8 protein-coding genes and 1 pseudogene are annotated in these 15384 nt (G+C 70.3%); 6 read left to right on the forward strand and 3 right to left on the reverse strand.

What is annotated here, in order from left to right; all coding sequences use genetic code 11:
* A partial coding sequence (locus ACWDTP_RS18980) for an acyltransferase family protein (RefSeq protein ID WP_450022484.1) occupies positions 1–1100 on the forward strand: 1100 nt, incomplete at its 5' end.
* A 3-nt stretch (positions 1101–1103) separates the two neighbouring features.
* Here ACWDTP_RS18980 and ACWDTP_RS18985 read toward each other — a convergent pair.
* Together ACWDTP_RS18985 and eccE are read right to left on the reverse strand one after the other, a co-directional pair.
* Positions 1104–1826, reverse strand: a complete 723-nt coding sequence (locus ACWDTP_RS18985; protein WP_450022486.1) for a DUF5336 domain-containing protein — start codon at positions 1824–1826, stop codon at positions 1104–1106.
* A 66-nt stretch (positions 1827–1892) separates the two neighbouring features.
* Entirely contained in the window at positions 1893–3551 is a 1659-nt protein-coding gene (eccE, locus tag ACWDTP_RS18990) for a type VII secretion protein EccE (RefSeq protein WP_450022488.1), read from the reverse strand.
* 158 nt (positions 3552–3709) lie between these two features.
* Between eccE and eccB the strand changes: the two genes are divergently transcribed.
* The gene (gene eccB, locus ACWDTP_RS18995) at positions 3710–5200 is read left to right on the forward strand and encodes a type VII secretion protein EccB (protein ID WP_450022489.1); all 1491 of its coding nucleotides are present in this window, start codon (positions 3710–3712) and stop codon (positions 5198–5200) included.
* A gap of 12 nt (positions 5201–5212) precedes the next feature.
* Here the strand turns inward: eccB and eccD (ACWDTP_RS19000) are convergent, their stop codons facing one another.
* Positions 5213–6721 carry a type VII secretion integral membrane protein EccD gene (gene eccD, locus ACWDTP_RS19000; RefSeq protein ID WP_450022491.1) on the reverse strand — a complete coding sequence of 503 codons (1509 nt, stop codon included), beginning with the start codon at positions 6719–6721 and terminating at the stop codon, positions 5213–5215.
* Between the two features lie 105 nt (positions 6722–6826).
* Between eccD (ACWDTP_RS19000) and eccCa the strand changes: the two genes are divergently transcribed.
* From eccCa to ACWDTP_RS19020, 4 genes and pseudogenes are all read left to right on the forward strand, one after another.
* On the forward strand, positions 6827–10864 hold the full coding sequence (eccCa, locus tag ACWDTP_RS19005; RefSeq protein ID WP_450022493.1) for a type VII secretion protein EccCa: 4038 nt from the start codon (positions 6827–6829) through the stop codon (positions 10862–10864).
* Positions 10861–12306 (forward strand): type VII secretion integral membrane protein EccD, encoded by a 1446-nt coding sequence (eccD, locus tag ACWDTP_RS19010; protein WP_450022495.1) that lies wholly within the window; start codon positions 10861–10863, stop codon positions 12304–12306. Before eccCa ends, eccD (ACWDTP_RS19010) begins: the two co-directional genes overlap by 4 nt.
* Complete coding sequence (gene mycP / locus ACWDTP_RS19015) at positions 12306–13688, forward strand: type VII secretion-associated serine protease mycosin (protein WP_450022497.1); 1383 nt, start codon at positions 12306–12308, stop codon at positions 13686–13688. Before eccD (ACWDTP_RS19010) ends, mycP begins: the two co-directional genes overlap by 1 nt.
* A 40-nt stretch (positions 13689–13728) precedes the next feature.
* Positions 13729–15318: pseudogene (locus tag ACWDTP_RS19020) on the forward strand (MinD/ParA family ATP-binding protein); the annotation flags it as partial.
* Between the last annotated feature and the right edge of the window lie 66 nt (positions 15319–15384).

Genomic DNA, 15384 nt, shown 5'->3' on the forward strand with positions numbered 1-15384 from the left:
GCCCGCACCCCGGTCAAGGCACGGACCCGGTCCGCCCCGGCAACCTGCTCCAGGCCGCCCTGACGGTGCTGGCAACCCACGCGGCCTACGGCACCGGTCTGCTGTCGGCTGGATATCTGGGCCTGGCGAGTGCCCGGCTCGAGGTCGGGGTGGCGATCTTCTTCGTGCTCTCCGGGTTGCTGCTGTTCCGCCCCTGGGTCCGCGCCGCGGTGAACGGTACTGGCGCACCGAGTGTTTCGCGATATGCGCGAAATCGGTTACGCCGCATCATGCCCGCCTATCTGGTGACGGTCCTGATCGTCTACGGGATCTACGAGCTGCGGCCCGTGCAACCCAATCCCGGCCACACCTGGGCCGGTCTGATCCGCAATCTCAGCCTGACCCAGATCTACAGCGACCACTACTTCACCGACTACCTGCACCAGGGCCTGAGTCAGATGTGGAGCTTGGCCGTCGAGGTGGCGTTCTACGCGGTACTGCCATTACTCGGCTATCTGCTCTTGGTGGTGCTGTGCCGGCGCAGGTTCCGGCCGGGCCTGCTGTTGGTCGGTCTCGCGGCGCTCGCCGCGGTCAGCCCGATCTGGCTGGTGGTACTGCACGGCACCGGGTGGCTGCCGGTCGGCGCCGGGACCTGGCTACCGCACTATCTGGTGTGGTTCGTCGGCGGGATGACGCTGGCCGTGCTGGCCGCGATGGAGGTGCGCTGCTATGCGCTGGCCGCGCTGCCGCTCGCGCTGGTCTGCTATCTGGTGGTGTCCACACCGATCGCGGGCACCACGACGGCGGTGCGCCTGAGCCTGTCCGAAGACCTGTTCAAGGTGCTTTTCTATGCGGTCATCGCGACTCTTGTGGTGGCCCCGCTCGCGCTCGGCGACACCGGTCGGTACCCGCGTCTGATGGGCAGCAGGCCGATGGTGTGGCTGGGGGAGATCTCCTACGAGATTTTCCTGGTGCATGTGGTCGCGATGGATCTGGTGATGGAGCTGGTGCTGGGCTGGCCCGTCTACACCGGATCGGCGACGGTGCTGTTCGCCGTGACGCTGGCGGCCACGGTGCCCGCGGCATGGCTGCTGCACCGGACGACGCGGCCGCGCCGCTGACCGCTACTGCGGCCAGCTCGGGCGGGCCGAATCGTCGGCGCGTGCCGGGGCACCCGGCGACTGGGCGGGCCCGGCCCCGGCCCGGCCCGGAGGCGGGGCCGCCGCGGCGGGATCGGCGGGTGCGTTGGACGTGGGCCTGCCGTAATCCTGTTGCGGGGTAAGCAGATCGGCGTAGTCGCCGTACTGTGTCGTGGTCTGGGCCGGGGCTCGGTTCTGGGCCCCGGTCTGGGCCTGGCCGTAGGCGTCCCCGTAGGCCTGCCCCTGGGCCTGACCGTAGGACTGGTCGTAGGCCTGCCCGTAGGCGCCGCGCTGGGCCGCGTCCAGTTGACCGTAGTACTGCCGCACGGCCTGGTTGTAGTAGTCGAAGTAGGCCTCGTTGGCGCTGGGTTCGGGCTTGGGCAGCAGGATCAGCGCCGCGACGGCCGCGACCGCCTGCAGACCGTTCAAAATCACCGTCACCATCGGGGACCAGCCCGCCGAGGTGGTCACGACGCTCCACAGACCGTCCAGAAATCCCACGCCGGCCAGGATCGCGGTCGCATGCGGGAGGGCGGATTGTCTGGCGATCAGGCCGATGACCGCCGCCAGCGCGGCCAGCGCCGCGAACCGCACCGGCCAGCCCATGGCGTCCCCGTCGGCGGCCGCTCCCAGTGCGACGCCGTAACCGGCCACACCCAGCACGGCCACCGCGTTGTACAGGTTCCGGCAGACGGGCGAATAGACCACGATCACTCCTGGGTTTCGTCGATCCGGAGGTGCGCGTGGCCCACGTTAGCGCACCGCCGCGACGGATCAGTCGATGCTGCCTGCCGAGGACCGCAGATAGCGCATCTCGTCGTCGGTGGCCACCATGGTGACGATCGCCGATCCGTCCTGGGTGCTGACCCGGACCGTGTCGTGCCGCGGCGAGATCAGATCGAGGACGACATCGGCCCTGGTGGACGGTGGGGTGTTCGGCGGGGCGACGGTCATCGCGGTCACCCCCACCCGGACGGCCTGCTCGGGGATACCGTCGAACATCTCCACGGTGTAGTTGCGCTCCGAGCCGGCCTGCAGCGCCCGCCGGTTGAAGTCGGCGACCCACAACAGGTCGTGGTGGCCGACCGCCTGCACCATGCTGCGCCAATGGGCCGGACGCCGGGTGTGCACCAGCACCCTGGCCCCCAGCGCCAGCGACCGCAGCACCACCTGCTGCGCCAGGTGCAGCGTGCCCAGGATCTCCACCCGGCGGATCTGCGGGCCGAACACCGGAAGTGCGACCGCCCGGCCTTCCTCGTTCGCCCCGATCACCTGCCCGCAGCCCGACGCGGGAACCGCCAGTTCGCCCAGCGGGGAATCGTGGGGTCCCGACGCCCAGTGTTCGATCGGGCGGGTCAGGCCCGCGGCGGCCGGGATCGGCAGCGTGGCAGCCAGGGCCGAGAACTGCCTGCCGCGCAGCGGGGTGAGGCCGCGCAGCTGGGTGGGGACCCGAACGTCACTGTCGAAGCGGACCAGGCCCCGCACCTGGATCAGGTCCCGTTCGGTGTCCTCCCGCAGCGACAGGCACAGCGTCGTCGAATAGCTGGGCACCGTCCACAGCAGCCCGAGGCCCGCCGTGGTCAGCAGGTGGGGCCGGACCGCGAAGCTGCACAGCCGGAAATTGCCCTCCCGGCAGTCCTCCCAGGTTTCCTCGACCGAGCCGAGGTCGACCCCGTCGCCGAGCTGGTTGGTGGCCACCGCGATACCGCTCGCGGTGAGTAACTGCGGTTGCAGCCCGGCCTCGGCGAGGCGGTTGGCCACCCGCCGGGTCGCGGTGGTCGCGGTGCGCAGGATGCCGTCGCTGCCGCCGCCGCGGCGCCGGACCGCCTCGGCGCAGCGCGACGGGTTGAACCGCACCGCGATCCACACGGTGCGGTGGGCGATGGCCGGTAGCGGGCCCAGCACCGAGTCGTAGACCGCGGCGACGTCGGTGTGCCCGGCCGAACGGGCACCCTGACTGAGGATGTCGATGGATTCCAGGGTGATGTCGAACTGGCGCAGGCAGTCCAGCATCGCCCCGACCGGCACCATCTCCCCGGAGACCGTCATCCCCGGTTCCAGCACGGTCAAGGCCCGCGGATTCTCGTCGATCCTGATCAGGGACAGCAACGTGGTGCCGTTCCAACGGAATCCGATCTGCTGACCATCCGATGTCGGCACGTCGAAAGGGTCGGCGGGCATGGTCGCGGCGGCCCTGCGCCTGCGGTCCCGGCGAAAACCCCAGCGCAGCGCCAGTGCGCGCGGCACCGTGCTGCCGCCGACGACCGGCACCACCAGCACCAGCCCTACGGCCAGGCCCACCGCGGCGCCCTGCCAACCCGGTTTGTGCAGGACAAACGCGATCACCGTCCCGACCACGGCGAGCACCTGCAGCGCGATCACATCGGCCAGCGGGACGAACCGCTGCGGGCCGATCTCGCCCGCGGTCGTCACCTGCGTTTTGTCAGCCGTATCCGCTGATGCGAAAGTCAATGCGCACACCGCATTTCAGTGGTCACCAGCCAGGATGAGCTGTCGGGGTGATGTTGACGTGCTATACCCTACGGTGCACGCCTTCCCCCGACCGCGACGGGAGCCCCATGCCAGCGCAGGTGACCACTCGCGCGCAGGTCAACGGCTACCGGTTTCTGATCCGCAGGCTCGAGCACGCGCTGATCCGCGGCGACTCCCGGATGATCCACGATCCGATGCGGGGTCAGACGCGGGCACTGATCGTGGGCCTGGTGATCGCCGTCCTGATCACCGGCGCCGCCACCGTGATGGCGTTCTTCAAACCCTCGCCCAACATCGGCGACGCCCAGATCGTGCTGAGCAAGACCAGCGGCGCCCCCTACGTGCGGATCGGCGACCAGGTGCATCCCGTCCTGAACCTGGCCTCGGCGCGGTTGATCGTCGGCAAGAACGACAGTCCCAAGCAGGTCGACGAGAAGTTCCTTGACGCGTTGCCCCGTGGGCCGATGGTCGGCGTGGTGGGCGCGCCCGCGAGCATCAACGGCGGCGACGATATGGCCAGATCGTCATGGACGGTGTGCGACAACCTGCAGACCCCCGGCGTCACCGAGGCCACCGGTACGTCGAGCCTGCAGACCACGGTCCTGGCCAACGACCCGGTGCTCGGCAACGGAATCCGCCCCGTGGATCCCGACGAGGCGGTGCTGACCCGGGCGGGTGCGACCACTTACCTGGTGTACCGCGGGGTGCGGGCCCCGGTCGACGCATCGGATCCGGTGCTGGTCAACGGCCTGCACCTGCAGGGTGCCTCGGCTCGGCCGATGTCGATGTCGCTGCTGAATTCGTTTCCGCTGGTCGCCCCGATCATCCCGGTGACGGTCGAGGGTTCGGGCGAGCCCAGCCCGCTGCTGGGGCCCGAGCATCGGGTCGGCAGCATCGTCAAATCCGTCGACTCGCGCGGTGAACAGCTCTACGTGGTGCTGCGCGAGGGTCTGCAGCCGATCTCGCAGGCCACCGCCGACATCATCCGCTACAGCGCATCCGGCGAGGTGTCGAGCGGTGGGGTCGACGAGATCGCCGCCGGGGTGCTGGCCGAGGCGCCGACGGTGCACCGGCTCGCGGTCGACCACTATCCGTCGAACCCGCCGCGCATCGTCGAGCCCGACCCCGACCGGGTGGTGTGCATGGGCTGGCAGCGGTCCAACACCGATGCCGAGGCCACGGTGCGGCTGCTGGTCGGCCATCGGTTGCCGACCGCCGACGGCGCCCAGCTGGTCCGGCTGGCCGGCGCCGACGGGAGCGGGCCCGCGGTCGACTCGGTGTACCTGACCCCGGGAGCCGGCGAATACGTACAGGCCACCGGCGGCGATCCGGACAGCCGGTCGACCGGTCAGCTGTTCTACGTCTCCGATACCGGGGTGCGCTACCACATCAAGGATCCGCCCACCGCCGATGCGCTCGGCGTGACCGGCGTCAAGATCTCCGACGGGCCGACCAACGCACCGCAGTGGGCGCCGTGGCCGGTGCTGTCGCTGCTTCCCGCCGGGCCGGACCTGTCCCAGGAGGCCGCGCTGGTCGCCCACGACGGCATGGCCGCCGACCCCGACAGCGCCCCGGTGTCGGCGCGCTAGACGCCCAGGGCGTCAGAGCCGCAGCTCGCGGAAGAACGCGTACATCCGGATGATCCAGAAGCACAGCGGGAACAGCGATCCGACGGCCAGGTACTCCAGAATCTCGACCTGACGCCGCGCCACCGGCGAGAATTCGCGGCGCGGCGCCACCAGGCCGCAGGCCAGGATCAGCACGGTCAGCGCGCCGAGCGCGACGACCGAGCGAACCTGCCAGTTCTCCACGTACAGCGCGGTCTTGACGATCACCCCGACGGCGATGGTCAGGCCGCTGCCGATCAGCGTCGCCGACTGCACCAGATCGTGGTGGCTGCGCCCGCGCAGGCACAGCACGGTCGCCACCATCATCGCGAAAACCGTTCCCTGCCAGTAGAACCCGTTGGTCACATCCACCGCGAGGTAGCAGCCGACGGTCGCCGCGAGTGCCGCGGCGACCAGGATTCCGGTGAGGTGTTGGTTGGCCCGTCGGACCCGGGCGATCAGATCCTGTTCGGTGGGGATGATCTGTTTGCCGAGCGCGTTGACGCCCTCGACGCCGATCCCGCCCTGGGTCTCGATGTCGTCGAGCGGTTCGCCAGCCGTCGGCACCCGCGGGATCGGCAGCTTCGACAGCCCGATGGTCACCCGCGGCGCCAGGTAGACCACGATAACGGCGACCATGGCGAGCAAAGCGCCGACGGTGCGCGGCGGCGGATCGCTCAGCAACATCGCGGTACCGCTGACTCCGCCGAAGGTGCACAGCGCGATGATCGCGGTGTGCAGGGCGGAACCGGTCCCGGAGACGAGCAGGACCAGCAGTGAGCCCAGCGCGGTCAGCGCGAACGCCATCGGCAGCGATGTCGCGCCGTAACCGCCGGGTACCAGGTAGATCGAGCCGCCGAACACCAGCGGCACCGAGACCGCGGCGATCCAGGACGACACCGGTGTGCCCGGTGCCCGGTGCGCCACCAGGCAGGCCAGGAACACCCCGATCGCGCCGAGGGCGAGCACCACGGCGGGCACCGCAGGCATGCCGGCCCAGCCTGCCGCCACCCCGGCCAGTGTGGTGGCGCCGGCCATGGCGATGCCGAACCACGTCAGTGCCCGCGCGTTGTCGGCGAACCAGGCCTGCACGGCGTGCGCCTGCCCGGTGGTCGTGTCGTCGACGTCGTCGAACAGCAGCGGGCTGACCGGCTGGCCGACCGCGCGGATCATCAGCAGGTCGCCGTCGTAGATCCCGGCTTCGCCCAGCGACCGCTGCGGATCGATCGGGTCGCCGCCCAGCGGCGCCAGCGTCCACTGACCGTCGACCGAGTCGAACTCGACGGTGCTGGACTCCGAGCTGCCGGCCTGGTGGGCGGCGATCTGTTCGTTCGCGATATCGATCACCGCGCCGACGTACTCGACGATGGCGACCTGGGCGGGAAGGCCCACGTCGACGGTGAGTTCGCCGACCACGAGCGTCAGCCGGCTCAGTTCCGGCTCGGACTCGGCTTCCGGATCGAGTTCGGATTCAAGTGTCGATAACGAGGGCGGTAGAGTCACAATCCAGTCGGCCTCCTGCGCAATGGGATTGCTCGGCACTGATCGGCAGCGATCGAAACTGACAATACCCAGCCATTCGTCTGCGCAGCTTCCGGGGAGGGAAGGGTGAGTACGCAGGGTTTTGTACGCCGCCTGAGGGTGGCGCCGCCGCGCATGCCCGGCGGCGAGGTCAATCTGGCGCCGCCGCCGGAGGTACCCCGCGCGATCCCCGGCAACCTGCTGCTGCGCCTGATGCCGTTCGTCATGCTGGTCGCCGTGATCGGCATGATCGCGCTGATGGTCACGGTCGGGGGTCGTGACATGGCCAGAAGTCCGATGTTCCTGATCTTCCCGATGATGATGGTCATGTCGATGGTCGGCATGTTCATGGGTGGTAACCGCGGCAACGGCAAAGCCGCCGCCGAACTCAACGAGGAACGCAAGGACTACTTCAGTTACCTCGCCAACCTTCGCGAGGAGGCCGACGACACCGGTACCGACCAACGCACCGCGCTGGAGTGGAGCCATCCCGATCCACGGGCACTGAGCGATGTGGTGGGCACCCGCCGGATGTGGGAGCGGCGGCCCAGCGACGCCGACTACTGCCATGTCCGGGTCGGCATCGGCACCCACCGGCTGGCCACCCGGCTGCTGGCCCCCGAGACCGGGCCGCCCGAGGATCTGGAACCGGTGTCGACGGTGGCGCTGCGCCGATTCGTCAAGACCCATTCGGTGGTGCACGCGCTGCCCACCGCGGTGTCGCTGCGGGCATTCCCGACCATCACGTTCGAAGGCGAGCGCAGGCTGGCCCAGCAGCTGGTCCGGTCCATGGTGTTGGAGCTGTGCACCTTTCACGGTCCCGACCATGTCCAGGTCGCGGTGGTCACGGCCAACCCCGACGGTGAGAACTGGAGCTGGACCAAATGGCTGCCCCATGCCCAGCATTCGGTGACCCGTGACGGCATGGGGTCGATGCGGCTGCTGTTTCCCACCCTGGAACTGATGGAGACCGCGCTCTCGGCCGATCTGGCCGAGCGTGGCCGCTTCACCCGCAACGCCCAGCCCGCCCAGGGTCTCAAACAACTCGTCGTCGTGCTCGACGACGGGTTCGTCACCGGTGACGAGCAGTTGGTCACCGACGCCGGCCTGGACAGCGTGACACTGCTCGACCTGAACGGCCCGCGCACCGGCGCGAGCGCGCGCCGCAGCCTGCAGCTCGTGGTGGACGGCGAGGATGTGGCGGCGCGCACCGCGGTGGGTGTGGAACGGTTCGCCACCCCGGACGCGATCACCCTGGCCGAGGCCGAGACGACGGCCAGGCGGATCGGCCGGTACCGGCCGGCCAACGCCGCCCACATCGTCAGCCTGGAGGCCGACTCCAGGGCGGTGGACCCCGGCCTGATGGCACTGCTGAAGATCCCCGACGCCGCGGCCATCGTGCCGGAACAGGTGTGGCGGCAACGCTCACCGCGGGAGCGGCTGCGGGTGCCGATCGGTATCACACCCAACGGTCAGCCGATCGAACTCGACATCAAGGAGGCGGCCGAGTTCGGGATGGGGCCACACGGTCTCTGCATCGGTGCGACCGGGTCGGGCAAGTCGGAATTCCTTCGCACCCTGGTGTTGTCGATGATCACCTCGCATTCCCCTGAGGCGCTCAACCTGGTGCTGGTCGACTTCAAGGGCGGCGCCACGTTCCTGGGCCTGGACGGGATCGCCCACATCGCGGCCATCATCACCAACCTCGAAGACGAGCTGACGATGGTGGACCGGATGCGCGACGCGCTGGCCGGTGAGATGAACCGGCGCCAGGAACTGCTGCGCGCTTCGGGGAACTTCCCCAATGTCACCGAGTACGAACGCGCCAGGGCCAACGGCGCCGACCTGGACCCGCTGCCCGCCCTGTTCATCGTGGTGGACGAGTTCTCCGAACTGTTGTCCCAGAAGCCGGATTTCGCCGAGCTGTTCGTGATGATCGGCCGGCTGGGCCGATCGCTGCACATGCATCTGCTGCTGGCTTCGCAGCGGCTGGAGGAGGGCAAGCTGCGGGGGCTGGATTCCCACCTGTCCTACCGGATCGGCCTGAAGACCTTCTCGGCGGGCGAGTCGCGCAGCGTGCTCGGCGTGCCCGACGCCTACCACCTGCCCAGCGTCCCCGGCTCGGCGTTCCTGAAATGCGATGCATCCGAACCGATCCGGTTCAACGCCAGCTATGTCTCGGGGGAGTACGTCAAACCTCGGGTGTCGGTGCAGGCCGGGCGGGTGACCCACCTCGGCGCGCTGGCGCCCAAGCTGTTCACCGCGACACCGGTCAAGAAGGATCCGCTGCCCGCCAAACCGGCCCCGCCGCCCGAGGCGCCCAAGCCGGATCAGGACCGGGGGCCCTCCGCACCCGTCAAGACCACGCTGCTCGGTATGGTGGTCAGCCGGTTGCGGGGACACGGCCGCCCGGCCCACGAGGTGTGGCTGCCCCCGCTCGACGACAGCCCGGCGGTCAACGAGCTGCTGCCGGAATCGGATTGGTCCTCACCTCAGAACATCAACGGGCGGCTGTGGATGCCGATGGGTGTGGTGGACCGGCCCTACGATCAGCGCCGCGACGTGCTGATGGTCGACCTGGCCGGTGCACAGGGCAACGTGGCGGTGGTCGGCGGGCCGCAGTCGGGCAAGTCCACCACGCTGCGGACGCTGATGATGGCCGCCGCAGCCACCCACACCCCCGAACAGCTGCAGTTCTACTGTCTGGACTTCGGCGGTGGCACGCTGGCCAGCCTGGCCAAACTGCCGCACGTCGGCGGGGTGGCCGGCCGGATGGACTCCGACGGGATCCGGCGCACGGTCGCCGAGGTGGCCGGGGTGCTGCGGGCCCGCGAGCAACTGTTCCGCGACCTGAACATCGAGTCCATGCGCGACTTCCGGCAGCGCAAGGCCCGGCTGGCCACACTGCCTCCGGCCGAAGCCGCCGCGGACCCGTTGAGCCAGGACAGATTCGGTGACGTGGTCCTGGTCATCGACGGCTGGGCCTCGATCAAGAGCGATTTCGAATCGCTGGATCCGGTGCTGCAGTCGCTGGCCATCCAGGGCCTGTCCTACGGTGTGCACCTGGCCATCTCGGCATCGCGATGGATGGAGATCCGCCCGGCCGTGAAGGACATGCTGGGCACCCGGATCGAGCTCCGGCTCGGCGACCCGATCGACAGCGAGGTGGCACGCCGCGCGGCCGAGCTGGTCCCGGTCGGCAGGCCCGGCCGAGGTATCAATTCCGAGCGGCTGCACCTGCTGATCGGGCTGCCCCGGCTGGACTCCAGCTCCGACGTCGAGGATCTGCCCTCCGGGGTGGCCGGCGCGGTCGAGGCGGTGCGCATCCACTACCAGGATCGCGAGGCGCCGCGGGTCCGGATGCTGCCCCACGATGTGGACCGGGCCGCGGTGATCCGCGCGGCCGGTGAAGCCGGGCAGCTCAGCAGGTCCCGCATCGCGATCGGGCTCAACGAGGACGAATTGGCGCCGGTGGTCCTGGATTTCGACGCCCAGCCGCATCTGGTGGCGTTCGCCGACACCGAGTGCGGCAAGACCGGGCTGCTGCGCAACATCGCGGCCGGTGTGATGGAGAACGCCACCCCGGTCGAGGCCAAGATCATCCTCGTCGATTTCCGGCGATCGATGCTCGGCGTCGTTCCCGACGAGTACCTCGGCGGCTACGCCACCGCCCCGCAGTCGTGCACGGACCTGATGACGGCGCTGGCCGGTGCGCTCAAGGACCGGCTGCCGCCCGATGACATCACCCAGCAGCAGCTCAAGGAGCGGTCCTGGTGGTCGGGTCCGGACCTGTTCGTGATGATCGACGACTACGACCTGATCCCCGGCGGATCGCTGAGCCACCCGCTGGGCCCGCTGGTGGAATACCTGCCGCAGGCCCGCGATATCGGTTTGCGGGTGCTGGTCACCCGTCGCAGCGGCGGCGCCGGGCGGGCCATGATGGACCCGATCGTCGGTCGCCTCAAGGATTTGACCTGCAACGGTCTGGTGATGAGCGGCAGCAAGGAGGAGGGCGGACTGTTCGGCGGATACAAGGCCGTCGCCATGCCGCCCGGCCGCGGCATGCTGGTCTCGCGAACCACCAGGAGCGGCATCATCCAGCTGTCCCGGATGCCTGACCTGTGACCGGGGTCGAGGAACTCCGCGAGATCCGGGTGGTATCCGCGGCGCCGGAATCGACCCGGGTCTCGGTGGTGGGCGGCCGGACCCAGCTCGACGTCGCGCTGCCGGCCGATGTGCCGGTCGCGGCGTTCCTGCCGGAACTGGCCCGGCTGATCAAATCCCGCGACTCCGGTCGCGACGAGGATCTCGCCGACCGCGACGAGCGCCGGACCTTCTGGGTGCTGCGCCGCGATGGCGGCACCGAGCTGGACCCGGATCTGACGTTGCATCAGGCCGGCGTCGAGAACGGTGAGCTGCTGCGCCTTTCGGCTCGCCGGGCGCTGTCCCCGCCCACGCTCTACGACGATGTGGTCGATGCGGCCGCCCGGCTCAATCGGGCGGCGTACGCGGCGTGGGACGCCACCTCGGCGGCGGTGATGGCGTTCGCGGGCCTGTGGCTGTGCTCGGCGGTATGGGTTCTGCTGCTGCTCGCCGACGAGGTGTCCGCGCACCGGGCGGCGATCATCGGCGGCGCGGGGTTCACGGTGGTCGCGTTGGTGGCCGGTGCGGTGATCGTGCGCCGGATGTTGGACCGGGCCGATATCGCGGCCGCGGTGGGCCCGCCGGTGCTGGTGATCGCCGGCACGCTCGGCTGGGTGGCCGGGGCGCCCTACGGTGTCCTCGGGCTGGCCGTCGCATGCGGAGTTCTGTTGGTACTCACCGTGATCTGCCACCGGCTGATCCGCGCGGGCCATTGGGCCTATGTGACGGCTGCGGTGCTGTTCGGCTTCGGGGTGGCCGCATTCGGCGGCCGGGCGCTGGGCGGGCGGGTCGATATGCTGGCCGTCGCGGTCGCCGCGGCCGCGGTGCTGGGCTGCCTGATAGTGCCGATGCTGACCGCGCGGCTGGACCACTACCCGGTGACGGTCGCGCGTCGCGGTGCCAAGCCTGAACAGGATCCGTTCACCGCACCGGAAGCCGAACCAGTCGCCCCGATGCCGAGTGCCGAACAGGTCTGGGCGCGGGTGCACTCGGCGGTGCTGACCCGGTCCGGCCTGCTGGCCGGTCTGGCGACGGCCGTTCTGGTCGGGTCGGTCGTCCTGATCGGGGTCGATCCGGGCTGGGCGGCGTTCGCTTTCGCCATGGTGTGTGCCGCCGTCCTGGCGTTGCGCTGCCGCAGGGCCGACACCTGGCCGGAGCGGGCGGCTCTCGCGGCCCCCGCACTCGTCCTGGTGTTGACGGCATGCGTGCGGGCGCAGTCCGCGGCCCGGCCGCTGCAGTACGCCGGGGTGGCGGTGCTGGCGGTGCTGGTCGTGGCGGGCGTCCTGGCCGGGGTGCTGACCGCGGGCGGCGCCCGGCCCGGGCGGCTCCGGAGCGCGGCCGCCTACCTGGAGTATCTGGCCGCTGCCGCGTTGCTGCCGCTGGCCCTGTGGCCGATCGGGCTGTATGAGCGGATGGGCTGGTAGTGCGGGTCCGGCGGGGCGTCGCACTGGTGGGTGTGGTGCTGACGATCGTGGTGGCCGGCCTCGGTGCACCGCCGGCCGGTGCCGTCACACCGCCCGTGGTGGAACCCGGACCGCCGGACAGCGGGCCGGTCGCGCCGACCGAACCCACCGAGCAGAAGACGATCTGCGGTGTTCCGACCGGCGTACTGCCCGGCACCGACTTCACGAAGCAGACCAGCGCCGAGGCCATGCTGGAGTACCGCAGGGCGTGGCGCTTCTCGCGCGGCGCGGGACAGAAGGTGGCGGTGATCGACACCGGGGTGAACCGGCATCCACGGCTGCCTGAGCTGCAGGCCGGGGGCGACTACGTGTCCAACAGCGACGGGCTGGTCGACTGCGATGCGCACGGCACCCTGGTGGCCGGGATCATCGCGGCGAAACCGGCCGACGGCGACAGCTTCGCCGGGGTCGCCCCGGACGCCGCGATCCTGTCCATCCGCCAGAACAGCGGCGCCTACAGCGTCGCGGGTACCGGCAGCAGCCAGAATCAGGATCCCAACGCCACCTCGGTCGGCTACGGCAACACCAGGACGCTGGCGCTGGCGATCACCAGGGCGGTGGACCTCGGGGCCACCGTGATCAATCTGTCCGAGGTGGCGTGTGCCCCGGTCGCGGCGAGCCTGGACGACGGCGCACTCGGCCGTGCGGTGCGAGATGCGTTCGAACGCAACGTCGTCGTGGTGGCCGCCGCGGGCAACTTCAACACCCAGAGCATGTGCAACGCGCAGAACACCATGCGGGATCCGAACCAGCCGCTGGACAGCGGCTGGAGCAGTGTGAGCACGATCGCCAGCCCGGCCTGGTTCGACGATTACGTCCTTGCGGTCGGCGCGGTGACCACATCGGCCACCCCGGCCGACTTCAGCCTGCACGGGCCGTGGTTGCGGGTGGCGGCCCCCGGTGAGCGGATCACCTCGCTGGACTCGGCGGGGCCCGGGCTGATCAACGCGCAACTCGGCCAGCAGGGGCTGGCCCCGCTGAACGGAACCAGCTTCGCGACCCCGTTCGTATCGGGCGTGGTGGCGCTCATCCGGTCCCGGTTCCCCAACCTGAGCGCGGGTGAGGTCAAACGGCTGGTCGAGAGAACCGCTAGAACCCCGGGCAACGGGCCCAACCAGGCCACCGGGTTCGGGGTGGTCGATCCGGTCGCGGCCCTGACCTCCCAGGTCCCGTCGGGGGCCGAGGACCGGGCCGTTCCCGCGACGGCACCGATCAGCGGGCCGCCCCGCCCGGATCCGGGTAACGTGCTGGCTCGCAGGATTGTCTTCGGCGTTACCGCGGCCTGTCTCGTGTTTGCGGTGGCGGCGGTGGCCGTGGCCGCCGCCGGGCGGCGCCCCCGATGAGTGGTACGTACCATCGGGGGCGAACTCAGCGCAGATCGCGAGGGGAATGATGCCGGAGGAGAAGCGGCCGATCGACCAGGCCGGGTCGCTGGGCGACCTGGACCCTGATCAACTCGACGAGGTCGAGGCCCGGGCGGCGGCGCTGCTGCAGCGGATCGCGGCGCACCGGTCGGCGCAGCAGGATTCCGGGGAGCACGCCGCACCGCAGGCCGACGCCGCATCTGAGCCCACCGAGCCCCCGGCCGCCGAGCCTCCGAGCAGCGATCCGCCCGCCGCGGCGCCCCCGGCTGATGTCGATGACGTGACCGACGAACTGCAGGTGCCCGAACCCGAGCAGGCGCCGGTCCGTCGTCTCGCCCCGCCGCCCTGGCAGTTGCACAGCACCATCGGATCGAGGGAGTTCGCCGAGCGGTTCAGCGCAGGCGCGCGGCCCGCCGGCTCGGACGAGCCCGACCGCGGGCCCGAGCCGGTCCGCGAGCGCAGGCCCGAACCCGAGGACCCGGCCCCCGAGATCCGTCGGCAGCCCCCACCGCAGCTGCCCATGCCGCCGCTGCCGCCGGGTCCGATGCCACCGCTGCCGCTGCCGCCCATGCCGTTCCCGCCACCGCCGCCGCCCGGCTGGGTCCCGCCACCTCCCGGCGGTGCCCCGGTGGAGCACCGGCCGGCCGGCGCCCCGGCACAGTTCTCGACGGTGCCGCCCTCGCTCGACGACGCCGGGATCCTGAGCCGCGCGCACACGGCCCCGCAATCGGGGTGGCGTCGCGCCGTGCACCGGGCCAGCGCCGGCCGGGTCAACCCGGGCGAATCGCGCAAGGAACGTGAGCGGGAGGATCTGTTGGCGCAGATCCGCCAGCCGATCGTGGGTGACTTCCGGATCGCGGTGCTCTCGATCAAGGGTGGGGTCGGGAAGACGACGACCACGCTGGGGCTCGGGTCGGCGCTGGCGATGATGCGCAATGACCGGGTCATCGCGGTGGACGCCAACCCGGACCGCGGCACGCTGGCCGAACGGGTCAGGGACGCGTCGAGCGGCTCCACGGTGCGCGATCTGCTGTCGGATCCGAGCATCGAGCGTTACGCCGATGTGCGCAGGCACACCAGGTTGGCCGGTAGCCGGTTGGAGGTGCTGGCCAGCGAGCAGGAGCCGGCAGTCTCAGAGGTGTTCGGCGAATCCGACTACCGGAGCACGGTCGACATCCTGTGCCACTACTACAACATCATCCTCACCGACTGCGGCACCGGGATCATGCATTCCGCGATGGCCGGTGTGCTCGATCTCGCGCACACCATCGTGCTGGTCTCCTCGCCCGCGATCGACGCCGCCCGCAGCGCGTCGGCGACCCTGGATTGGCTGATGCAGCACGGCCATTCCACCTTGGTCCGGGACGCGCATGTGGTGCTCAGCGCATCGCGACCGGGCTCGGTCAAGCTGAAGCTGGAGAAGGTCTACGAGCATTTCGAGGCCCGCTGCCGCTCGGTGCACATGATCCCGTTCGATCCGCACCTCGCCGAGGGGGCCGACGTCGATTTCGATCTGCTCAGCCCGGCCACGCTGCAGGCCTACCTGGAACTGGCCGGGGCGGTCGCCGACAAGTTCCCCCGGCTGCGGGGTGGACGCCAGCAACGCTGACGTCCGTCGGGCAAATTATGTGGGCGACCGACGGTCCGGCGTGAGCTATCGGCCGGCTAGCGCACC

It is taken from the genome of Mycobacterium sp. NPDC003449 (assembly GCF_053588415.1).